The organism is Microbacterium sp. CCNWLW41 (genome assembly GCF_037083505.1).
In genome coordinates this window covers 792,643-814,583 of the sequence record NZ_JBAOJP010000001.1, presented here as the reverse complement: position 1 = coordinate 814,583, position 21,941 = coordinate 792,643, and the positions used below count along the sequence as shown (strand labels likewise).

24 protein-coding genes are annotated in these 21,941 nt (G+C 70.0%); 7 read left to right on the top strand and 17 right to left on the bottom strand.

Going from position 1 to position 21,941, the window contains the following annotated elements; all coding sequences use genetic code 11:
- Positions 1-118: 118 nt before the first annotated feature.
- A complete protein-coding gene (locus V6R91_RS03620; RefSeq protein WP_336394219.1) occupies positions 119-958 on the top strand; it encodes an exodeoxyribonuclease III in 840 nt (279 codons plus the stop codon).
- Between the two features lie 103 nt (positions 959-1,061).
- Here the strand turns inward: V6R91_RS03620 and V6R91_RS03615 are convergent, their stop codons facing one another.
- The 3 genes from V6R91_RS03615 to V6R91_RS03605 are packed head-to-tail and all read right to left on the bottom strand — an operon-like array spanning position 1,062 to position 2,859.
- Positions 1,062-1,679 (bottom strand): dihydrofolate reductase family protein, encoded by a 618-nt coding sequence (locus V6R91_RS03615; protein ID WP_336394218.1) that lies wholly within the window; start codon positions 1,677-1,679, stop codon positions 1,062-1,064.
- 29 nt (positions 1,680-1,708) lie between these two features.
- Positions 1,709-2,422, bottom strand: a complete 714-nt coding sequence (locus V6R91_RS03610) for a winged helix-turn-helix transcriptional regulator (RefSeq protein WP_336394217.1) — start codon at positions 2,420-2,422, stop codon at positions 1,709-1,711.
- Positions 2,422-2,859 carry a VOC family protein gene (locus tag V6R91_RS03605; RefSeq protein ID WP_336394216.1) on the bottom strand — a complete coding sequence of 146 codons (438 nt, stop codon included), beginning with the start codon at positions 2,857-2,859 and terminating at the stop codon, positions 2,422-2,424. The genes V6R91_RS03610 and V6R91_RS03605 overlap by 1 nt, the downstream gene beginning before the upstream one ends.
- A gap of 154 nt (positions 2,860-3,013) precedes the next feature.
- On the opposite strand from V6R91_RS03605, the gene V6R91_RS03600 reads away from it, so the two are divergent.
- Both V6R91_RS03600 and V6R91_RS03595 read left to right on the top strand, forming a co-directional pair.
- Positions 3,014-4,282 (top strand): sensor histidine kinase, encoded by a 1,269-nt coding sequence (locus V6R91_RS03600; protein WP_336394215.1) that lies wholly within the window; start codon positions 3,014-3,016, stop codon positions 4,280-4,282.
- The gene (locus V6R91_RS03595) at positions 4,279-5,049 is read left to right on the top strand and encodes a response regulator transcription factor (RefSeq protein WP_336394214.1); all 771 of its coding nucleotides are present in this window, start codon (positions 4,279-4,281) and stop codon (positions 5,047-5,049) included. Before V6R91_RS03600 ends, V6R91_RS03595 begins: the two co-directional genes overlap by 4 nt.
- A 120-nt stretch (positions 5,050-5,169) precedes the next feature.
- Here the strand turns inward: V6R91_RS03595 and V6R91_RS03590 are convergent, their stop codons facing one another.
- Positions 5,170-5,739 (bottom strand): NADPH-dependent FMN reductase, encoded by a 570-nt coding sequence (locus V6R91_RS03590; RefSeq protein ID WP_336394213.1) that lies wholly within the window; start codon positions 5,737-5,739, stop codon positions 5,170-5,172.
- 342 nt (positions 5,740-6,081) lie between these two features.
- Here V6R91_RS03590 and V6R91_RS03585 point away from each other — a divergent pair, with 342 nt between their 5' ends.
- From V6R91_RS03585 to V6R91_RS03575, 3 genes are all read left to right on the top strand, one after another.
- On the top strand, positions 6,082-9,543 hold the full coding sequence (locus V6R91_RS03585) for a hypothetical protein (protein ID WP_336394212.1): 3,462 nt from the start codon (positions 6,082-6,084) through the stop codon (positions 9,541-9,543).
- Between the two features lie 131 nt (positions 9,544-9,674).
- On the top strand, positions 9,675-10,559 hold the full coding sequence (locus V6R91_RS03580; RefSeq protein WP_336394211.1) for an ABC transporter ATP-binding protein: 885 nt from the start codon (positions 9,675-9,677) through the stop codon (positions 10,557-10,559).
- Positions 10,556-11,668, top strand: a complete 1,113-nt coding sequence (locus V6R91_RS03575; RefSeq protein WP_336394210.1) for an ABC transporter permease — start codon at positions 10,556-10,558, stop codon at positions 11,666-11,668. Before V6R91_RS03580 ends, V6R91_RS03575 begins: the two co-directional genes overlap by 4 nt.
- Before the next feature lie 249 nt (positions 11,669-11,917).
- Here the strand turns inward: V6R91_RS03575 and V6R91_RS03570 are convergent, their stop codons facing one another.
- Together V6R91_RS03570 and V6R91_RS03565 are read right to left on the bottom strand one after the other, a co-directional pair.
- Complete coding sequence (locus V6R91_RS03570) at positions 11,918-12,217, bottom strand: hypothetical protein (RefSeq protein WP_336394209.1); 300 nt, start codon at positions 12,215-12,217, stop codon at positions 11,918-11,920.
- A gap of 452 nt (positions 12,218-12,669) precedes the next feature.
- A complete protein-coding gene (locus tag V6R91_RS03565; protein WP_336394208.1) occupies positions 12,670-13,176 on the bottom strand; it encodes a hypothetical protein in 507 nt (168 codons plus the stop codon).
- 377 nt (positions 13,177-13,553) lie between these two features.
- Here V6R91_RS03565 and ppk2 point away from each other — a divergent pair, with 377 nt between their 5' ends.
- Entirely contained in the window at positions 13,554-14,396 is an 843-nt protein-coding gene (gene ppk2 / locus V6R91_RS03560; protein ID WP_336394207.1) for a polyphosphate kinase 2, read from the top strand.
- A gap of 41 nt (positions 14,397-14,437) precedes the next feature.
- On the opposite strand, the gene V6R91_RS03555 is transcribed toward ppk2, so the two are convergent.
- The 11 genes from V6R91_RS03555 to V6R91_RS03505 form a co-directional block, all read right to left on the bottom strand.
- Positions 14,438-14,932: a hypothetical protein gene (locus V6R91_RS03555; RefSeq protein WP_336394206.1), complete on the bottom strand. Its 495-nt coding sequence runs from the start codon at positions 14,930-14,932 to the stop codon at positions 14,438-14,440.
- A 324-nt stretch (positions 14,933-15,256) separates the two neighbouring features.
- Entirely contained in the window at positions 15,257-15,454 is a 198-nt protein-coding gene (locus V6R91_RS03550) for a hypothetical protein (protein WP_336394205.1), read from the bottom strand.
- 95 nt (positions 15,455-15,549) lie between these two features.
- Entirely contained in the window at positions 15,550-16,152 is a 603-nt protein-coding gene (locus tag V6R91_RS03545; protein ID WP_336394204.1) for a DUF998 domain-containing protein, read from the bottom strand.
- Positions 16,149-16,475, bottom strand: coding sequence for a hypothetical protein (locus V6R91_RS03540; protein ID WP_336394203.1), 327 nt, complete (start codon positions 16,473-16,475; stop codon positions 16,149-16,151). The genes V6R91_RS03545 and V6R91_RS03540 overlap by 4 nt, the downstream gene beginning before the upstream one ends.
- Positions 16,476-16,585: 110 nt before the next feature.
- Entirely contained in the window at positions 16,586-18,163 is a 1,578-nt protein-coding gene (locus V6R91_RS03535; RefSeq protein ID WP_336394202.1) for a molybdopterin-dependent oxidoreductase, read from the bottom strand.
- Between the two features lie 221 nt (positions 18,164-18,384).
- A complete protein-coding gene (locus V6R91_RS03530) occupies positions 18,385-18,957 on the bottom strand; it encodes a YdeI/OmpD-associated family protein (protein WP_336394201.1) in 573 nt (190 codons plus the stop codon).
- A gap of 79 nt (positions 18,958-19,036) precedes the next feature.
- The gene (locus tag V6R91_RS03525; protein ID WP_336394200.1) at positions 19,037-19,540 is read right to left on the bottom strand and encodes a hypothetical protein; all 504 of its coding nucleotides are present in this window, start codon (positions 19,538-19,540) and stop codon (positions 19,037-19,039) included.
- A 53-nt stretch (positions 19,541-19,593) separates the two neighbouring features.
- Positions 19,594-19,980 carry an aspartate 1-decarboxylase gene (gene panD / locus V6R91_RS03520; RefSeq protein WP_336394199.1) on the bottom strand — a complete coding sequence of 129 codons (387 nt, stop codon included), beginning with the start codon at positions 19,978-19,980 and terminating at the stop codon, positions 19,594-19,596.
- Positions 19,981-20,084: 104 nt separating this feature from the next.
- Positions 20,085-20,747 (bottom strand): cation diffusion facilitator family transporter, encoded by a 663-nt coding sequence (locus V6R91_RS03515; RefSeq protein ID WP_336394198.1) that lies wholly within the window; start codon positions 20,745-20,747, stop codon positions 20,085-20,087.
- A complete protein-coding gene (locus V6R91_RS03510; protein WP_336394197.1) occupies positions 20,744-21,082 on the bottom strand; it encodes an ArsR/SmtB family transcription factor in 339 nt (112 codons plus the stop codon). The genes V6R91_RS03515 and V6R91_RS03510 overlap by 4 nt, the downstream gene beginning before the upstream one ends.
- Before the next feature lie 149 nt (positions 21,083-21,231).
- Positions 21,232-21,918 (bottom strand): trypsin-like serine protease, encoded by a 687-nt coding sequence (locus V6R91_RS03505; RefSeq protein WP_336394196.1) that lies wholly within the window; start codon positions 21,916-21,918, stop codon positions 21,232-21,234.
- Between the last annotated feature and the right edge of the window lie 23 nt (positions 21,919-21,941).

Sequence of the window (21,941 nt, the reverse complement as noted above, 5' to 3'; positions counted from 1 at the left end):
CGACCGCGGACGCGGCCGCTGACAAGAAGGAGACTCCTCTCCGAACGGGTGATACGCCAGGTGGGCGGCATCCGCTCGCGTCCTTTCGACGTCGGCCGCCCGCTTTAGGCTGGAGGCCATGCGCCTGGCCACCTGGAACGTCAACTCGATCCGCGCCCGGGTCGACCGCATCGTCGACTTCGCGGTGCGCGAGCACATCGACGTGCTCGCGATGCAGGAGATCAAGTGCAAGGCCGAGCAGTTCCCGTTCGAGCGGTTCGAAGAGGCGGGGTTCCACGTCGAGGCGCACGGCTTCTCGCAGTGGAACGGCGTCGCGATCGCCAGCCGCGAGCCGGTCACCGAGGTGCGCACCGCCTTCCCCGGCATGCCCGGCTTCGAGAAGGGCCACAACGGGCCGGATGCCCCGCAGGAGGCCCGCGCGATGGGCGCGACCGTCGGCGGGGTCGAGGTGTGGAGCCTGTACGTGCCCAATGGCCGCTCGCTCGGCGACCCGCACTACTACTACAAGCTCGACTGGCTGTCGGCGCTCGCGCAGTACACGTCCGACTCGCTGGCCGCGGATCCCGACCTGCCGCTCGCCCTGGTGGGCGACTTCAACATCGCGCCGACGGATGCCGACAACGGCGACCCCGCGGTCGTGCCGGGCTTCTCGACCCACGTGTCACCGCCCGAGCGCGAGGCGTTCGCCGCGCTCGAGGCCGTCGGCCTGCACGACGTGGTGCGCCCGCTGATCCCCACCGGCTACACGTACTGGGACTACAAGCGCCTGAAGTTCCCCCGCAACGAGGGCATGCGCATCGACTTCATCCTGGGGTCCCGTGCCATCGCCGACGCCGTGACCGGCGCGACCATCCACCGGAACGAGCGCAAGGGCGAGCTGCCGAGCGACCACGTCCCCGTCGTCGTCGACCTCGACCTCGAGGGCCCCGACGACGACGACCGCCCGATGATCTTCTGACGCGGCGCGGATCGATGCGAGGTACGAGCGTTGATGCGCGCCGGGTCAAGATCGAGTAGCGCGCGAGGAACGAGCACGCGTATCGAGATCTCAGCGACCCCGGTCAGTCCTCCGCGGTCATGTCTCCGGTCCGCACGTCTCCGGCGACCGGACCGTACCGCAGCAGCACGGCGCCGCTCGGACCGGTGACGGCCGGCTCGAGGAGCGTGAAGTTCGCGGGGGCGCACCCCTCGGGGAACACCTTCTTGCCCTGTCCGAGCACCACCGGGTAGATCCACAGCGTCAGCACGTCGAAGAGCTGCTCCATGAGCAGCGTCTGGACGAGGTTGGCGCTGCCGATCACGTGGATGCTCTCGTGGCGCTCGCGCAGCGCCTCGACCTCTCGCGCGAAGTCCATGCCGAGCTGCGATGAGCCCTCCCAGTCGAGGGTCGGCAGACCGCGCGAGGCGACGTACTTGGGCACGCGGTTGAAGACCTCGGCGATGCCGCCCGTCTGGTTCGGCCAGTACCCCGCGAAGATGTCGTAGGTGCGGCGGCCGAGCAGCAGCGCGTCGAGGTTCGAGATGCCGTCCCAGATCGTCTTCCCGATGACCTCGTCGGGGAACGGCGCCTGCCACCCTCCGTAGGGGAAGCCGCCCGTGGTGTCCTCCTGCGGGCCGCCGGGCGCCTGCGCGACCCCGTCGAGCGTGGTGAACAGGTCGATGTGGATGCGACCGGCCATTGTCGTGTCCCTTCAGAAGGCGGCGAGGCTCACGCGGCGAGCGCGGTGCCGGGTTCGATGCGGAAAGTCTGCGCGAACCGTTCGAGAAGTGTCGCATCCCCGGCGACGACCGCGAGCACATCCTGGTCGATCGCTTCGGCCGGGGTCAGTTCGCCCGAGATGACGCGACGGATGCCGGGGCCCGCCGCGAACGTCAGATCGGGCTCGCCCGCCGTCGAGGCCTGCGTGCCCAGCCGCGGGTCGACGGGGCGCCCGGCGGGGTGCAGCTGCGCGATCCGCAGCCGCTCCCGGTCGACCTGCACGCGCAGGACGACGTCGGCCATGTGCACCTCGTAGTCGGCGGGCGGCAGCGAGGCCGCGGCATCCGCTCGGAACGCCGTCCGCAGCGCCATCGTCAGGGAGTCGGCCGTCACGACGTCGTCGGGCTGCGGGTCGCCCATCTGCTGGAAGCCCCACCGGCCCAGCGCGAGAACGATCGGCTCGAGCTCGCGGCCGTACGGCGTCAGCTCGTAGACGAGCCCGCAGTGCAGCAGCGGCACGCGGCGCACGACGCCGCTCTCCTGCAGCTCCTTGAGCCGCGTGGAGAGGATGTTGGTGGGGATCTTGGGCAGCCCCTGCTTGAGGTCGGTGTAGCGCCGGGGGCCGACGAGCAGATCGCGGACGATGAGCAGTGCCCACCGCTCGCCGATCAGCTCGACGGCGGTCGTGACCCCGCAGTACTGTCCGTAGCTGCGGGCTGCCACTACGCCTTCGCCTGCTCCGCGACGTACGCGTCGGGACCCTGCTCGGCGGCCTGCGGCTCCATGAAGACGAACTCGATGCCGTTGCCGTCGGGGTCTTCGAGGTCGCGGCTGTACATGAAGCCGTAGTCCTTCGGCTCGGTCGGCTCGGTGCCGCCGTTGGCGAGGCCGGCCTCGACGATCTCGTCGACCTCCTCGCGCGAGTCGCGGCTGAGGGCGATGAGCACCTGCGCCTGCGTGCGCGGGTCGGCGATCTGCTTGTCGGTGAAGGTCGAGAAGTACTCCTTGGTGAGCACCATGAAGTAGACGTTGTCGTCCCACACGATGCACGCGGCGTTCTCGTCGGTGAACAGCGGATTGATGCCGGCGCCGAGCGACGTGTAGAACGCCTTCGCCCGCTCGAGGTCGCTGGTGGCGATGTTGACGAAGATGTGCGTCATTGCTCTGCTCCTTCAGGCAGGGGCGCCGGGGTGGCGACGCGTCTATGGTTGCAAAAAGCAAGCGCGCTTGTCAATAACAAGTCGCGCAGGTTCGGTGCGGTGAATCCGCCTCGCGGGGGATGCCGCGCCTGCGCCCCCGCCGTAGCGTGGAGGGATGCCCGACCTCCCGCCCTCGACCGCGCGGCCGCGTCCGACACCGCAGGAGCTCCGCGCCGACGTCTGGCTGGCGGCCGGCCTCTTCGTCGCGGCGGTGCTGAGCAGCGCGCTGGGGTCGGTCGCCGGCATCTACGGCGACGATGCGACCGGGGGCATGCAGTGGGCGCTGCTCTACAGCCTCGGGCTCACCGCCCCGCTCGCCGTGCGCCGCCGGTTCCCCGAGATCGTCGTCGTGGCGATCGCGGTGGTGTTCTTCCTCGGCGTGACCTTCCGCATCCCCGACGTGTACGTCAGCAACATCTCGATGTTCATCGCCATGTACACCGTCGGCGCCTGGGTCGACGACCGGCGCCGCGCCCTGTGGGTGCGCGTGGGCGTCATCGTCGGCATGTTCCTGTGGCTGCTCGTGACGACCTTCCAGGCGGCGATCGATCCCAGCGACGAGACGCTGTCGCGCGCCGGCGCGTTCTCGCCGTTCGCGGCCTACATGCTCATCCAATTCCTCGTGAACGCGGCGTTCTTCGGCGGCGCGTACTACATGGGCGACCACGCGTACGCGGCGGCCATGTCGCGCGCCGCGCTGGAGGAGCGAACCCGCGAGCTCGAGCGCGAGCGCGAGGTCACCGCCGCGCAGGCGGTCGCCCTCGATCGCGTGCGCATCGCCCGCGAGCTGCACGACGTCGTCGCGCACCACGTCTCGGCGATGGGCGTGCAGGCGGGCGCCGCCCGCGCCGTGCTGGAACGGGACACGGATGCCGCGCGCGCGGCGCTGCTGGGCGTCGAGGAGTCCGCCCGCGCTGCGCTCGTCGAGCTGCGGCAGCTGCTGGAGACGCTGCGGACATCGGGCGGCGACGCCGACGGCGGCTCGACGGTGCACCTGACGGGCCTCGCCGACCTCGTCGCCCACGCGAACGACAACGGCCTGCCGACCACCCTGACCGTCGTCGGCGAGCCGGTCGAGCTGCCCGATCTCGTGCAGGTCAACGTGTACCGCGTCGCGCAGGAGGCGCTGACGAACGCGCGCCGGCACGGCGGACCGGATGCCACCGCCGACGTCCGCCTGCGCTACGCGGGCGACGCCGTCGAGCTGGAGGTCGCCAATACCGGCCGCTTCGCCCTGGCCGTGCGCCCGGGGCTGGGGATCGTCGGAATGCGCGAGCGCGCCGCCGCGTCGGGTGGCGAGCTGGAGGTCGGCCCGCGGGGCCGCGGCGGGTTCCTCGTGCGGCTGCGCGTGCCCGTTCCTGCGCGCGCGGAGGTCGACGCGTGAGCGCTCCGGTGCGCGTGCTCCTCGTCGACGACCACGCCGTGATGCGGGCGGGGTTCCGGATGATCCTCGAGTCGGCCGGCGACATCGCCGTGGTGGGCGAGGCTGCGAACGGCGTCCAGGCGGTGGCTGCGGCATCCGCTCTGCGTCCCGACGTGATCTGCATGGACGTGCAGATGCCCGACATGGACGGGCTCGAGGCCACCCGCCGCATCGCGGCGGACGCCGAGTCGGGCGCCGCCGTGGTGGTCGTGACGACGTTCGACCGCGACGACTACCTCTTCGACGCGCTGGCGGCCGGCGCGAGCGGCTTCCTGCTGAAGAACGCCGGACCCGAGGAGCTGATCTCGGCCGTGCGGGTCGCCGCCGCCGGCGACGCCCTGCTCGCGCCCGAGGTCACGCGCCGCGTGATCGCGCGCTTCGCCGCCGCTCAACCCGGGGAGCCGGCGCCCGGCGTCGACCGTGAGACCCCAGGCGGCGGACGAGACCGCGGGCGTTCCCCAGGGTCGCGTCCCGTGGGTGAGGTCCCACCGGCCGAGCGGACGCCAGGCACGCCGGGCCCGGGAGCGGCGCCGGCGGTCGAGCTCACCGAGCGCGAGACCGAGGTGCTGCGGCTCGTGGCACAGGCGATGAGCAACGCCGAGATCGCCCAGCGCCTCTACATCGGCGAGGCGACGGTCAAGACGCACGTCTCGAACGTGCTGCAGAAGCTCGGCGCACGCGACCGCGTCGCCGCGGTGGTGTACGCCCACCGGCACGGCCTCGCCTGATACACGCGGCAACGCCGGAAGCCACGGATGCCTCGACCCGGGCCCGCGAGGGGCCGGCGGGTCGAGGCATCCGATCGGCTGGAACGATGCCGGCGACGGACGCCGCCGGCGAGGGTGAAATCAGGCGGCGACGGGAACCGCGGCGTAGCGGTCGACCAGCGCGCCGAAGGCCTCGAGATAGCCGACGAGGAACTCGGCGGTCTGGTCGTTCGTGACCTCGCCGCTCTCGGCGAAGAGGCCCGGCGTGGTCTGCACGTAGCCCTCGGGCTGGCCGAGCGTCGGGGCGTTGTAGTGGCTGAGGATCGCCTTGAGGTGCTGCTGCGCGGCGGCGGTGGCGATGCCGCCCTGCGAGGTGCCGATGACGGCGGTGGGCTTGCCGTTGAACGAGCCCTGGCCCCACGGGCGGGCGGCCCAGTCGAGGGCGTTCTTGAGCACGCCGGGGATGGAGCGGCTGTACTCGGGGGTCACGATGATGACGCCGTCGACGTCGTCGATGGCCTCCTTGAAGTCGCGTGCGACCTGCGGGAAGTCGGCGTCGTAGTCGGGCGAGTAGAAGGGGAGGTCCGCGATCGGGATCTCGACGAGCGTCGTGCCCTCGGGAGCGAGGCGCTCGAGCGCCTTGGCGAGGCGGCGGTTGATCGAGGTCGACGAGATGCTGCCGACGATGTAGCCGATGGTCCGGTCGGACATGGATTCACTCCTTGAAAAGACAAAGGTCCCCGGCGGGGACCACCGTGGACATTCCACTTCCATGCAAGCACATGAATCTGGGATCTATTCCGTCGCATGAAAGATGTCGCCGTATGACGGCGTCGGCGACCGTGGACGTCGCCGGCACGCCTTGTCGCGCCTCAGCCCGGCGAGTAACGTTCGCGGCAGGTTCGGCGGAGCGGGGATCCGCCGGCAGCGGGCATCGGGATGGGGGTCCAGGTGGTCGATCCGACGGCGCCACCGGACGAGCCGGGCGACGCGCACTCGGGGCGCCCGCGACCGGCACGCCGACCACGTCGCCCCGTCCGACGGCTCGTCGGCGTGGGCACACTCTTCCTGCGGCGCGATACGGCGCTGGTCACCGCGATCGCGATCGCAACGACGCTCAGCGCGTTCGCGGCCTACCAGGCGACGCGCGCCGGGGAGGAGGCCGACGAGGCGTTCAGCCATGCCCGCACGCTGCAGGCCGAGGCCGCCCGCGACGAGGGCCGGCTGCAGACGCTCATCGCCCACGACTCCTTCCTGCTCGGCCAGTACTGCGAGGCGTCCATCGCCCGCGCCGCGGTGCAGGGGACCCTGCTGACGTCGGCGCCGCAGACCACGGAGCTGGTGGCGGCGTCGCTGGCGATGGAGTCGCTCGATCCGCTGATCCAGGGCGACCCGCTGTACAGCTGCCCTGTGGCCGACGCCGAGCAGGAGGAGCAGGACGAGCAGGCGGAGAAAGCGGTACAGGAGGAGCAGGAGGAGCAGATCGGCTACTCGGCGCAGCGGGCCGAGCGGCGGGTGCTGCTCGACCTCTCCACCGACTCCCAGCCCGCCGTGGGGGCCGCGGAGGCGACGCGGGAGGCGGAGCGGATCAACCGGCAGGAGCTGCTCTCGATGCTCGCCGGTGTGCTGTTCGCGGCGACCGTCGCGACCCTGATCATCGCCGACGAGCTCGGCAATCGCTCCGCCCGGCCGCGGCTCATCGCGCGCGGCCGAGTCCTCCGCGGGCGGCTGTGGGCGCTCGGCGCCGCCGCCCTCGCGCTGGTGTCGGGCATGACGATCCTCCTCGTCGCGACGGTGGACCCGGTGGCGACCGCGATCGTCTTCGGCGCGGTCGCCGCGGCGCTCCTGGCCGAGATCTTCTGGACCCGCCGGATGCGCGGCCGGCGCACCGCCGCCGACAGCCAGGACGTCGGCACCCGGGCGAAGTGGTGGGCCGAGATCGCTGGGGCGGTGACCCTGGTGATCTTCGCCGCGTCGGCCGCGACGCTGGCGGCCGTCGCCGTCAGCGAGCGCGACGTGCGCGCGGATGCCGATCGCCAGGCGGCGCTCGCGCAGCAGCTCGAGCACGTCGGCCGGCAGACGGCCCTCCGCGACCTCAGCAGGCTGGCGTTGCTGGCGGTCGCCGATGCGCGGTGGACGGCCGCGGAGCACGCGCAGGCCGTGTCGGGGGACGGCGAGGATGCGGCCGCGCTCGGCGCGCGGTGGACCGAGCTCGATCGGCTCACCCTGCAGGTGGAGACCGATCTGCGCGAGGAGATCCAGGCCTCGGCGACCGAACACGTGTCGCAGGACTGTCCGGTCATCACGCCCGGGGCCGCGCTGGGCGGCCTCGACCTCAAAGACATCTCGCGCTACCGGGAGTGGGTCGGCGCGTACCTGATGGAGAGCGAGGAGCCGGCGCGCGCCTGCGAGATGCTCGCCGCGCTCTCGCGCACCGACGCGCGCGCGTGGTCCGCGGACCGATCGCGGCTCATCGTCTCGCTCGTCGTGCTCGGGCTGTGCGGCTTCATGTTCGCGCTCGCCACCGGCAGGGACCGCTCGCCGCGGGCGTCGCAGACGCTGCTCGCGGTGGGCACCGGTGGCGCGCTGGTCGGGATCGCCCTCGCCCTCTCGACCGTGCCGCACATGGTAGCCCGGTCGGATCCTCCCGATCGCGAGACGCTCGCGGCGCACGCGATGGCGGTCGCGCGCGCCGAGAGCTATGCCTGCGACCCCGAGCAGACCGTCGACAGCTGGCACGACACCCTGGACGAGGCGGTGCGCGTGCTCGACCGCCACGGCCCCGTGCACGCCGCCCGCGCCTACGCCCTCGACTGCGCGGCGGCCACGTACGAGTGGCCGGCATGGAGTGGCGACACCTCGCGCGAGGTGCTGCCCGAGATCGTCGCCGACCTGCGCGCGGCGCTGCAGGCGGGCCCGGCGGGGCCGGCACGGCGCGCCGACCTCGGGTGGTACCTGATCCTGACGGGGATCTACGACGATGACCGCGGCGCGCTGAACGAAGGCCTGAGCCTCACCGATGCCGCGCTGCAGGAGATCGCCGACGACGAGCGCCTCGCCGGCAGCACCGTCCACACCGCACGCGCCAATCGGGCCCTCGCGCTCGCCGCCCTGGGCGAGCCGGCGGCCGCGCTCGAGGCATACGAAGAGGTCAGCCGCTGCCTCGCACCCACGGCCGGCTGCGCGGGCGGCGGACTGGACGACAAGCAGCAGCGGGCTGTGCTGAGACTCGCAGCGCTCTCCGACCTCGAGCTGCTCACGGGTGCCTCCCGCACGCCCGTCGATCCCGAGCAGGTGGAGGCGTACCGCCTCGCCGTCATGGGTGAGGTCGCGGCGGAGGGAACGTTCCCGGCCGTCGCCGAGGACGCCGCGCTGCGGGTGTGGGGTCAGGACATGGAACTCGAGACGGATGCCGCCGGCAAGGCGGTCATCGTGTGGCTCCACCGGCGCGAGGGCAGTGACGTGTGGGCCGTGCTCACCCAGCCGAGCCTCGTGACGGCCGAGGTCGGCGACCACTTCGGCACGCCGTACTCCGCGACCGCGATGCTGCCCGCGGGCGAGTATCGGGCGGATGTGTATGCCGACGGGCGCCGATGGGAGTCCGAGGTGGTGCCCAGGGAGCCGAGGGCAGGGATGACGCGCCTGGAAGCGGACTGGGTCGGGGTCAGCCTCGTCGCGCCCGAGGGCTGGGAGTCGCAGTGGGAGTCCGGCACCACGTGGCATGTCGGCCCGGCGGAGGACTCCGGGGTGACGGTGCGCCGGGTGGAGGGGGTCGTCCCCTATGTGCGGTCGGACGAGTTCCTCCGCGGGCAGCTCGACCTCGCCTTCCCCGAGTGGGCCGGCCGTGAGGCGGTGGTCGAGAAGGACGGCTGGTTCCTGGGCGGCCCCAGCTATCGGGCGCTGTTCACCAGCGTGGACGACGAGAACGAGGCCGCGGCGGTCGCGCTGTTCCCCTACACCCAGGGCTACTGGTGCGGCGGCGCCCTGTTCGTGGCGACCACGGATCAGGCCGACACCGACGTCCTCCGCGACATGGTCCTCGATCGCGCGCCCTCAGCGGTCGAGCCGCTGACCGGGGAGGTCTCGACAGCCGGCTTCCGCCTCACGGTGCCGAAGGACTGGGATGCCGCGACCCAGCCGCCCGGTGGCGCGGGGCCCCTCCTCACGGCCCGGGACTGCGTCGGCGATTCGGCATCCGTGTCCGTCGAGCGCACGATGCTCGCCGGCACCCTCGACGAGCACGTCTCCGGCGCGATCGCCGGGTATGGCGTGAGCGGCGACTTCCCCTCGTTCGCACTCGTGTCGCGGGCCGCCGCGGTCGTCGACGGCGCGGACGCCGCGGAGGAGGTCGTCTTCACCTACGTCTCGGACGAATGGGTGGATCCCGTGGTCGTGCGCGAGATCCAGGCGCAGCACGGCGACGAGGTGACGACGCTCAGGGTCCGTGTCTACTACGGCGCCGATCCGCACGGCGACGTCTTCCAAGACCTCGTCGCCTCGTGGCGCCTGGAGTGACGGCGGCCGACCGCGGGTGATTCCACCGCCGAGCGGACCCGTCTCCTTCCGCAGGGGGAGGCGGGGTGCTCGCGGCTTCCGTACGGTGATCTCGACGGACTCGGTCAGCCGAGCCGGAGAGGGGATTCAGGATGCTGCAGCTCCGCGGGATCGAGAAGAGCTATGGCGGGCGCCGCGTGCTCGACGACGTGTCGTTCGACGTGCGTCCCGGCCGCCTGACCGGCTTCGTCGGCGGGAACGGTGCGGGCAAGACCACCACGATGCGCATCGTGCTCGGGGTGCTGGCCGGCGACGGCGGCACGGTGACGCTGGACGGCGCCGAGGTGACGGCATCCGACCGCCGCCGCTTCGGCTACATGCCGGAAGAGCGCGGGCTCTACCCGAAGATGAAGGTGCTCGAGCACATCGTGTATCTCGCGCGGCTGCACGGCTTCTCGAAGGCGGATGCCACCGCCCGCGCCACGGCCCTGCTCGAGCGGCTCGGACTCGGCGAGCGCCTGAACGACAACGTCGAGACGCTCTCGCTCGGCAACCAGCAGCGCGCGCAGATCGCCGCGGCGCTGGTGCACGACCCGCAGGTGCTGATCCTCGACGAGCCGTTCTCGGGCCTGGACCCGCTGGCCGTCGACGTCGTCGCCGGGGTGCTGCAGCAGCGCGCCGCGGCGGGCGCCGCCGTGCTGTTCTCGTCGCACCAGCTCGACGTCGTCGAGCGGCTCTGCGACGACCTGGTCATCATCGCCGGCGGCACGATCCGCGCCGCCGGCGCCCGCGACACGCTGCGCGCGCAGCACTCCACGCGCCGCTTCGAGCTGGTGTCGGCGGGCGACGCCGGCTGGCTGCGCACCGAGCCCGGCGTCGAGGTGCTCGACTTCGACGGCGGCTACGCCGTGTTCGACGCCGACACCGCCGAGACCGCGCAGCGGGTGCTGCGGCGCGCGGTCGCCCAAGGGGATGTGGCGAGCTTCGCGCCGCAGCATCCGTCCCTCGCCCAGATCTTCAAGGAGGTCATCCAGTGAGCACCACCGGCACCACCCGCGGCAGCGGCGCGACCCTCGGCAGCGGGCAGGCGATCTGGCTCGTCGCCGAGCGCGAGATCGGGTCGAAGCTGCGCAGCAAGGCGTTCGTGATCTCGACGGCGATCCTGTTCATCGGGGCGCTCGCGCTCGTGATCTGGGCGGGCTTCCAAGCGTCGAACGACAGCGGCACCCCGGTGGCCGTGACGGCCGATGCGCAGCAGTACGTCGCGGCGGCGGAGGGCCTGGACGTCACCGACGTCGACGACCGGGCCGCCGCCGAGGCGCTCGTGGCCGACGGCACCGTGGATGCCGGCGTCGTCGGCGACCCGTCGTCGCCGCTGGGCTTCGCCGTGATCGCCGACTCGTCCCCGCCGACGACGCTGCTGCTGCAGCTCGCGCAGGTGCCGCCTGTCGAGCTGCTGAATCCCGACGAGGGCAACGCCGCGCTCGGCTACATCGCCGCCGTGGGCTTTGGCATCGTGTTCCTGCTGGCCGCGTCGCTGTTCGGCGGCACGATCGCGCAGAGCGTCGTCGAAGAGAAGCAGACCCGCGTGGTGGAGCTGCTGATCTCGGCGATCCCCGTCCGGTCGCTGCTGGCCGGCAAGGTGATCGGCAACACGATCCTCGCGATGGGCCAGATCCTGATCCTCGCCGCCATCGCGGTCATCGGCCTGACCGTCACGGATCAGACGGCGTTGCTGCAGGGACTCGGCGGGCCCATCGCCTGGTTCGCGATCTTCTTCCTGTTCGGCTTCATCCTGCTGGCATCGCTGTTCGCAGCGGCCGCGTCGATGGTGTCGCGCCAGGAGGACATCGGCTCGACCACGATGCCGCTCACGATGCTGGTGATGGCGCCGTACTTCCTGGTGATCTTCTTCAACGACAACCCGGTCGTGCTCGCGATCATGTCGTACGTGCCGTTCTCGGCGCCGGTGGGCATGCCGATGCGCATCTTCCTCGGCCAGGCGCAGTGGTGGGAGCCGCTCGTGTCGATCGCGATCCTGATCGCGACGTGCGTCGCCGCGATCCTCATCGCCGCCCGCATCTACCAGAACTCGCTGCTGCGCATGGGCGGCCGCGTGAAGCTCTCGGAGGCGCTGGCCGGCTGACGGGCGGGGGGGATGCCGCCGGCGCTGGGGCGCGTCGGTTGAGGCGCCTCCGCGGGCGGAAAGCGCGGGCGGGGTATACGAGCAATGGTCGGTTGCGCAGGTGCGCGGCGGCGGCGGCGCGGGTCTGCCCGCCCGCGGAGGGATCGCCACCGAACGCACTCCGGCCAGCACGCCACCACCTCAAGCCCGCACTGCCCTCGCGTCGACCGGCTTCCTCACCTCTGACGGAAGGGGCGACCAAGCTGTGACCTAGCTGGCCATCGACGCCAGGGCGAAAATGCCCACGACCACAAACGTCAGGATTGACCAGCCGACCCAGTCCGGCCACACGCCAGCATCCCACTCACCCGGGGGAAGGTTCAGCGCCTTGCGGATGCGGCCCTCCTCTATCGCGAGATCGTGAAGCGCGTCCGAGCGCTCCTCGCTCCAGTCCTCATCATCGATCGGCCAGCTACGATTCAGGATCTGGACTCTCTCGATCTGAATTTGAGCCAGCCGTTGACGCAGACTCTCTGGGTCTTCGCCTCTCAGCTTTCGTCTGCTTGTCATGATGACCCCGCGAGAGTGAGTCGACATGCGCCGGGAGGGCCGGCGACGCGGTCTGGGTCGTGAGCTCGAACAGTGATGGACTCGAGCAGCTTCGACCAGGGTGGCACTGATGATACTCGCGCGATCAGCCCACTGTCGGGCCGACCGGCGTCGCAGCTACGGGCGCTGGTGGACGCGCGGTCATCGGCGAGTGCGCGGGAGTGTTGTGGTCGCGGCCACCTCGCACATGGGTTGGGTGGGCGTCGATGCCGTCAAGTGGCTCCGCGTCGACGCACCTCGTTGGATCAGTGAGATCTGAACGGGCACGTGATCGGGACCGTGTTCAGGCGAGGCAGTACAACGTGCTTTCAGCGCGGGGCGGGGGGTGCCGCGAGGACGGCGAGCGATCAGTTGCTGTGCGGGCACGTAGTCGGTCGCCGCCGCCCTCGCGCCGGCCGGCCTTCGCTGCGGGCTCAGAGGCCGGCAAAGCCCGGATCCTCGTCGTAATGGCCCGCATATGACCAGATGCTCGGGGGCGGCCCGAGATCTTTCACCCAGGCGCGCTCCTCGACGAACTCATGAGAATCAGTTGAAGAGAAGTAGGAGTTCAACGCGGGACTGTCCATGAACCAATAGACGAAGGCGGGGCCTGCGCCCATCTTCATCAGCTCGAGAACGGGGCGTGCCTCCGCTCGCGGATCTGTCGCGGCCGGTGACGGGTTGCCCGGGCGGACGTGCTCCTCCTGATACCGCAGCGCCCTGCAGAGCAATGTCCCGAAGAGCAGTGGGGAGGCGGTGTCGCGGCCTTCCTGCGGCGTTCGAAAGGGCGCGAGAACTTCCAGAAGCGCGTCACGCTTGTATCGCGCGAGCTTCGTACTGGCGTAGCCGTTGGCGGCAGCGACGACGTCATCAGGCAACACGTCGCAGAGACAGAGGTACCTCGTTATCCGTTCCGCATCGGATGTGTCGCGGTCTCCCATACCCGCCCCCGTGTATCTCCGGTGAGAGAGTACCGCTGACAGCGGTTCATCGAAACGGCGCCAGCGGAGCCAGCGCGGTCGGCTGTATTGCCCAGATCCGGCGTAGCCCCGCGGGGGCATGGCGGCCCGTGCCGACGGTCTCGTGTAATGGCCTCGCCCAAGCGTTCTCATCGCACCACCAACCCGGTTGCGTCTGCTCGGATATCAATGGTCGAGGAAGACAACACGGACCCCTGGGGTGTGCGTCCGAGTCTCGGAAGAGTGACTGCCGCAACTCGGCGCATAGCGCAAGCCCTGGCCGAGGTCGACATAGGCGTGGAAGATATGCGGCGGCAGGGAAGCGCGGTGATCGACGCCGGGCGGACACAGGGGGAGACATGGCGAAGAAAAGCAGGAGTACGACGTCGGTGCGGCGCGTGCCTAAGCGGTTGTACAAGGCCGAGCTGAAGCGTCTTCAGGTCGAGCTGGTCGAGATGCAGCGATGGGTGGCGAAATCAGGAGCGCGCGTCCTGGTGATCTTCGAAGGCCGTGACGCCGCCGGCAAGGGGGGAGCGATCAAACGGGTCACCGAGTACCTCAACCCCCGGCATACGCGCGTGGTCGCGCTCACCAAGCCGTCCAAGCGGGAGCGCGGCCAGTGGTATTTCCAGCGTTACATCGAGCATCTCCCCAGCAAGGGTGAGATCGTGCTGATGGACCGGTCCTGGTACAACCGCGCCGGAGTGGAGCGGGTCATGGGGTACTGCACGGACGAGCAGTATCAGAGGTTCCTGCGTCAGGCGCCTGTCGTGGAGCAGCACCTCATCGAGGACGGCATCCTCCTTATCAAGTACTGGTTCTCGGTCTCGGATGACGAGCAGCAAGCGCGCTTTGTCGCGCGACGCGAAGATCCGATGAAGCTGTGGAAGCTGTCACCGACGGACCTGGAGTCGATTCGCCGGTGGGAGGACTACTCCCGCGCGAAGGACGCCATGTTCGCCGCCACCGACACACCGGGCTCGCCGTGGTGGGTTGTCGAGAGCGACGACAAGCGCAGCGCGCGCTTGAACGCGATCAGCCACCTCCTCGACAGCGTCCCCTACCACCCCCTGGACCGGCCGAAGATAACGATTCCCGACCGCCCCAAGGCGGACGATTACGAGCGGCCACCGATCGAGCTGTTCCGATACGTTCCCGACGTCGCGGCCCAACTCGGCAAGAAGGCAGCGGAGCGTCCGTAAGAGCCACAACCCGCTGCGGCTGGAGCAGGCAAGCGGGAGTGTCAGCGACGACCGACCGTACGCACGATCGAAGCCAGCACCACCACGGCGCCCGCGGCTGCGGCGATCACCACGCCGGGACGCTCGCGATATGTCTGCTTCAGCTTGTCTGTCCACTCCCCCGCGACCGTCTTGGTCTGGGCGACAAGGCTGTCGAAATCGACGTTGTCGGCTACATCCTTGAGACTCGCGGTTGCGGCCTTCGCGGCATCGACGGCGGCGTCAGCGGCTTTTCCGGCCGCGGCCCTTGCCTCGGACGCAGCGCTCTTGGCTCCATCGACGACGTCCCCGACCCTCTCGCTCACCGAGTCTGCGATGTCGCTCACGGTTCCTGCGACATTGCTCTTCGTGGCTTGCGCGCCAGCCGAGACCTCGTCAGCGATCTGCTCCGCCGTGGCGCCGGAGGATTCTGCCCCGTCGGCGACCGACATGCTCGCCCGCTCGGCGGCTTCTTTCGCCGCCTGTGTGGCTTCGGAGTTTCCCTGGGTGTCGGTCATTCTCGTCTCCCTTTGTCGAGCGGTCGCGCAATCGTATTAGCGCGACCCGTGACCGAGCACGAAATCGAGGTGGGGTTGCCAGCGGCGCGGACGGATGCTAACTCTGACGACGGCATCCTTCCGGCCTTGCCGGTTCGGTCCGCGCGGACCTCCACCGAGCACCCCGCCCCGCGACGCGTGCTGGTCGACTTCACCCTTCAGGCGAGGGAGTCCACAGGGCCGAAGGCAGCGGGCTCATGGGTGGCGAACGATCGGGCTGGCGGCGGTGCGCGGCCGAAGTAGTCGACTGCGGATCCCTCACAGCCATTCTCGGAACGGACACTGCTATGTCGCGAAGCGCAGCCCGCGCGCGTCGAGCTCCTCCGCGAGGATCCGCACGGCCTTCGGGCCGACACCATGGATCTCGAGCAGGTCGGACGCGGTGAACGAAGTGAGTTGATCGAATCGAGTGATCCCGTGTACGGCGAGCGCACGCCGTGCGACCTTCCCGAGCGACACCGGGAACTCCGATTCCCCTTCCACGCGGACACCTTATCGGCCGCACGCGGGGGTTCAGATTCGATTCCGTTGCGTTCAGGAGCCCAGGCCTGGCGGACTCGCTGCGCCTTGCGGTCGCATCACATGACGGACAGGACACCGATCGCGGCAAGCACCACCCATGCCAGGTAGGCGAGGAGGCAGAATCTGTCGGGCCATCCGATGCGGATCTCTGGCGAGCCGCCCTGCCCGCCCGCGGGGGCAAAGGCGATGAGGAACCACACGAGGCCGGCCAACGGAACAACGGATGCGACCGCCAGCGTCCAGCCGAGCTCCGGCGCCACCGCGACCCCTGCCAGCAGCGCAGCAGGCGGGAAGCCCGCGAGCAACACTGCGCCGAGCACCGTGTGCACCCTGCCCGCGGCTGTGGCACCGGCTCGCGGAGTCATGATCGGATCAGCGTCGATGAACGCGGCACCGAGTGCGCCGAGTGCGACAGCGGCGAGGCCGACGGTCAACACGCCACCGAACGGCCACAAGGCGACGCACGCCGCTGCCAGGCCGATGGCCATCCCGACGAAGGCAAGGCGCATGACCCACCCGTATCGCCCGAGGGAGTACTCGCTGATCATCCGCCAAGACGGGTCGTACTCGGGCTCGAGCACGTGAAGGATCGCGATCAGCCCCACCGTGATCCCGCCGGCGACCATCGCCGTCACGGCGGCGATGTCAGCGGCGCTCACTGGGTAACGGCGAATGCCGTGCCCCAGAGAGGGGCGAGCGAGACCGCAGCCACGATGAGCACTGTCGCCGCCCCGAACGCGACGATGTCGATCAGCGGAAGCACCCGGGCGGCGAGCCGCCGGGTCACGGCGACGAGGAGCACCACGGCTGCACCGGCTGCGCAGGTCACCAGCAGCCAACCGACGAGCCACGCGAGGACGGCGAGGTTCTCGGTCGCGTCCAGCGCGGCCGGAGTTCCGGCATTCCGAACCCACAGCGAGTGGTAGGCCCAGAGCGAGAGCATTGCGCCGGTCGACAGCGCGAGCGCGACAGCGCCGGGCATCGTCAACCGATCACTCGTCGCTGCCTTCTCCACAGGGGGAACCATAGCGCCGCGCTCTCAGTCGTGTCGACGGTGGCGGCCTGATCCGATCGCGAGAGGTGGACGCGGCCTCATGACACGGCGATCAGGGATCGCTGCCAGCCGGAGGATCCGTTGGGCGCGATGGGTGCAGGCTCTTCCAGCTGCAGCTCGCCGTTCTTGTTGATCGCACGCACAGAGACGTAGTGGGTGCCGGGTGCGGCATCCCACTCCATGACCCATTGCACCCAGGTGTCGGTGTTGATCGGTGTCGACAGGGTCGCGCGCTGCCACTCGCCGTCGTCGATGCGCACCTCGACGGCCTCGACGCCGACCGACTGCGCCCATGCCACGCCCGCGATGGGGATGCGGCCTGCCGAGACGGTCTTGCCGATCTTCGGGGTGTCGATGCGCGACGAGAACTTGATGGGCGCCTGAGCGCTGTAGCCGCGTGGCGTCCAGTACGCCTCGTCCCGCTCGAACGTGGTGACCGTGAGCTCGGTCACCCACTTCGTGGCCGACACATAGCCGTACAGGCCCGGCACGACCATGCGGACGGGAAACCCGTGTTCGGGCGGGAGCGGCTCACCGTTCATGCCGACGGCGAGGATGGCGTCCAGTCCGTCATCGGTGAGCGCCGACAGCGGGGTGCTGGCGGTGTAGCCGTCGACGCTGCGAGACAGCACCATGTCGGCGTCGGCCTGCGGGCCCGCGAGTCGCAGGACATCGCGGATCGGCACACCGAGCCACATCGCGTTGCCGACGAGGTCGCCCCCGACGACGTTGGACACGCAGGTCAGCGTGATCGCGTACTCGTCGAGCCCCATCGCCAAGAGCTCGTCGAAGGTGAGCTCGACGCGCTGGTCCACCATGCCGTCGATCACGAGCCGCCAAGCGGCCGGGTCGACCGTCGGCACCGTGAGCGCGGTGTCCACCCGGTAGAAGTCGGCATTGGGAGTGAACAACGGTGTGATGCCTGGGACGTCGAGTTCCGCTCCGTCGGGGATCGTCACCGACGACCGGGGCGCAGGCAGGCGCAAGCGCTGGCGAATGGCCTCGACGGATGACGTCGCCACGGTCACCGCCCGCGCCGTGATGCCGACCACCACCGCGGACACCCCGGCGATGCCCGCGAGCACGAAGAACCGTCGTCGGTCGATCGCCGGCGCACTGTCATCGCTGGAGTCGGCCCCCGCCGGCGTGACAACGGAGCGCTGCCAGGCTCGGAGTCGGCGGCAGAGGAGGGAGAGCGCCACGGATCCTGCCAGCGCCCCGATCACGGGCGGGACGAACGCGAGGGGTGTGGCTCCGGCGCGCGTCACGATCGCCGCGACCGACAGCGCTCCCGCGACGGCGAGCGCGATGACCCCCAGCGGCGGCCGCAGGAATTGCAGGACGCCCGCTACCGCCGACGCGATCACCACCGCCAGACCGAGCCCGACCAGCAGCGCGATCTTGTCGTACTCCCCGAACGTCGAGATCGCGAGCTCCTTGAGGGATTGCGGAATGACGTCGATGACGAACGACCCGACCGCCAGCACCGGACTCGCCTCCCGGGCCACCAGCAATGCCGCCAGCTCCGCAGCCGCAAGGAACACCAGCCCGCTGATCACTCCCGCGACCGCGGCGAAGACGACGAATGCGCTGCGTCCACCCCGTCTTGCCACCATGCCCCCGATCACCCGCTCGCTGAGTGATTCGGAGGCGGGCGCCGATCGGATCGGAGAAGTGCCGGACCACCTCCTCGAGCTATCGTTCCGATCCGTCGAGGCGCTCGCTCGACGTCGCCGGGTGGAGGATCCCGCGCCGCTCCCCCGCCCATCGTATTGATCGGATCGCGCCCACGATAGGCGGTCGTCCGCGGCGTGCGGCAGCGCACTCCGGGCGGTCGTCAGTGGATGGATTCGCCCCGCTTGAGCATCTCGACGTACTCGGCGACGCGTGCGGCTCGCGACGCCGGCCGCTTGAGATTGGCCACGCGGAACGCCATCGCGAACCGGTTCTGCGCGGACTGACTCGCGAACGCCTCGGCGATCCTGGGATCCGCGTCCAAGGCCTCCTGCAACTCCACGGGAAGGTCGCCATCACTCTGCCGATACGCGCTGTCCCAACGCCCGTCCGCCTTCGCGCGGTCGATCTCGTGTTGGCCTTGCGGCCGCATCCGACCCTCCTCGATCAGCCGGGTCACGTGACCGATGTTGACCTTCGACCAGATGCTCCGCGGCCGCCGTGGCGTGAAGGTGTGCAGGTAGTAGTCGGCATCGAGGGATTGCGTCTGGCCATCGATCCACCCGAAGCACAGCGCCACATCGAGCGCCTCGGCATACGTGATGCCGGGCTGGGTCGACGCCTTCTTCCGCAGTCGCAGCCGGACCCCTGTCGGGTCGGGGTCCGAGTCGAGCCACGCCTCCCAGTCCGCGACCGTGTCGACGTGCAGCACGGGTTTGGTCACGCGGTCGGCCATGACGGGAGGATAACTCCGGGCACCGACACGACAACCGGGGCAGGGCGAGCTCTTGCTCGAGTCCGCGAACGGTTCGGCCTCAGTGCTGTGAGAAACGGGCGGTCTGCATCTGCGCGGCGACGTCAGCGGGATCCTCAGCGCCATAGGACTTCGGCGTGCTGTTCTCGAGCACCCTGCCCAAGGGCGTCCACCCCGCGGCCGAAAGCGGCTCCCACCCCGCCGCCGGGCTCAGCGCTGCGATGGCGCGGTGGTCATCGATTCGGACGCGATCCCATGCGTGGATCACGAGACCGTTGCCGAGGCTGAGGCCGACGTGACCCCAGTTCCGGCGTGTGCCCATGATGTCTCCGACGCCGTCGTAGAAGACCAGCGCCCCCAGCGGGGGCACACCCGAGTTCTCGGCAGAGCCGTACAGTCGAGCGGACTCCGCGGCGCAGTCTCCGCCGAAGATCTCGATGCCGTTGGAGCGTTCGATCGCGTCTTCGACGAACGCAAGGCAACGAGTGGCGTAGTCCGTGTCGCCAAGGCGGGCTCGCGCCCACACGATCGCGTTGGCTGCAATTTCGCGCGTGTCGGTAGTCATCGTGGCGAGCCTACGGGCCCGCGGATGCCGCGCGAAGCGTCGCAGCGGTCGTGTCATCCGGCGTGTGTCAGCACCCGAACGGTGGTGTTGGGAGCGGCTGACGGATCGGTCTCACCGAGTTCGATCACGATAGGCCGGTGGCGCAGCAGCTCGTCGCGCTCGTACTGGGCGTACGACATCACGATCACGACGTCGCCCGTGTGGACCAGGCGCGCAGCTGCCCCGTTGATCTGCATGACTCCGGAACCGCGCTCCCCCGCGATCGTGTAGGTCTCGAACCGCGCACCGTTGTTCACGTCGACCACGTGAACCTGCTCGTTCTCGAGGATGTCAGCGAGCGCGAGAAGGTCGGCGTCGATCGTGATCGACCCCACGTAGTTGAGATCGCTGCCCGTCACGGTCGCGCGATGCAGCTTGGACTTGAGCACGGTTCGAAGCACGTGCGCGACCCGTTCGGTGGTTTGATGGACTGGATCTAAGAATAGTCGTCGCCGCGGCGTCCGCTCGCCGCGACCGTAACGTGCTGCGTCGCGGAGCCGACCTGTCACGCGCGGTGCTCGGCGTCGTCGCCCTCGAGGATCATGCCCACGGAGGCAGCGCAGGCGTCGCCGCCCCAAGCCTCGACGCCCTCGCGGATGGCGAAGCCGGCGATGACCAGGCCTGCGAGCGCGTCGGCCCACCACCAGCCGAAGAGACTGTTGAGCAGCAACCCGATCAGGACGGCGGCGGACAGGTAGGCGCAGATCAGCGTCTGCTTGGAGTCGGCGACCGCGGTGGCGGAGCCGAGCTCGCGCCCCGCGCGACGTTCAGCGAGAGACAGGAACGGCATGACGACGATACTGAGAGCGGTGATCATGATCCCGAGCGTGCTGTGCTCCGCTTCGGCCCGACTCAGCAGCGCCAGCAGCGACATCGCGATGACGTAGGCGGCGAGGGCGAAGAACGCGACGGCGATGACACGGAGCGTGGGCGTCTCCCAGCGCTCCGGATCCCGGCGAGTGAACTGCCACGCGACCGCCGCCGCGGAGAGCACCTCGATCGTCGAGTCCAGCCCGAACGCGATCAGCGCGCCGGACGACGCGAGGCTGCCGGCGGTGATGGCGACGATCGCTTCGACGACGTTGTAGGAGATGGTTGCCGCGACGATCCAGCGAACCCGTCGCTGCAGCACACGTCGACGGTCGGCGCTCAGGGCAGTCGCGCTCATGCGCAGGAGCACCCTTCCCCGTCGCAGCAGTCGGGCTCGACGACCAGGACCACCTGAAGCAGCTCGCTCAACGCCGGCGCCAGGTGCGGGTCGGCCAGCCGGTACTCGGTGCGCCGGCCATCCGGCGAGGCTTGTACGAGACCGCAGCCGCGCAGACAGGCGAGCTGGTTCGACATCACCTGCCTCGACACCCCGAGCGCATCCGCCAGATCCGACGGGTATGCCGGGGAGTCTCGCAGCGCCAGCAGGATGCCCACTCGCGTCGGGTCGGAAAGCGCCGACCCGAGCCTGGCGAGCGCGGCGGTGTGGGTGAGCGTGGCGGTGAGAACGGGCACGGCGCCAACGATACAGGCCCTCGTGAATTAAGGCAGCCGTGAATCGTCGGCGTCCGCAGTCGCCGCACCAGCGAGGTCCTCGAGCGGCTCGACACCCTCTGGCCCGGCCCCGGCATCGCCCCGGAGGCGTACGCCTGGTGATCCCGCGGTCAGGGAAGGGTCACGTATTGACCCAGGAAGTCGCGGGCTGACTCGGTGTCCAGCCGGTAGGTCTGGCTGGTGGCCCGACACCAGCGGTCGGTGCGCACCGTGGTCGAGACCACGAGGTTGCTGTCGACGCCGCCCAGGAAATGCGGCCCGCCCGAATCACCGAAACAGGTGCCGCCGTCGCCGGTCGAGGGATTCTGCGACAGCTCGAGGGAGTTCGGCCTCAGCGACTGGAAGCTCTGCAGCGCGTAGCGACGCACGCCGTCGCGGCCTTCTACGGAGTTCGGCCCGCCGGTCTTGTCGGTGCGCACGGCGCCGTAGCCGACGGTGGTGAACGTGCTGTCACGAAGCTCGCCGCTGGCGTTGAGCTGGTCGAGGAGGCCCGCGGTCGGCAGCTCTGCGGGGACGACACCAGGTGGTGCGCTGTCGAGCAGCACCACGGCGATGTCGTGGGTGTCGTCCTGCCGGCCCGAACCCCACAGCGGATGCTGGATCGCGGTTCCCGAGATGAGCCCGGCCAGTGCCGCCGCATCCTCGTCATACGTCGACTCGAACGAGACGTAGTAGGGCTGGCCGACGCTTTCGAGCACGTCGACGCAGTGGGCGACCGTCAGGAAGACGAACTCGGCGATCAAGGTGCCCGAGCACGTGATGTCGGGTCCTGGGCTTCCGGCGCTCCGGTCGATCACGACGACGCCGACATTGGGGTGCA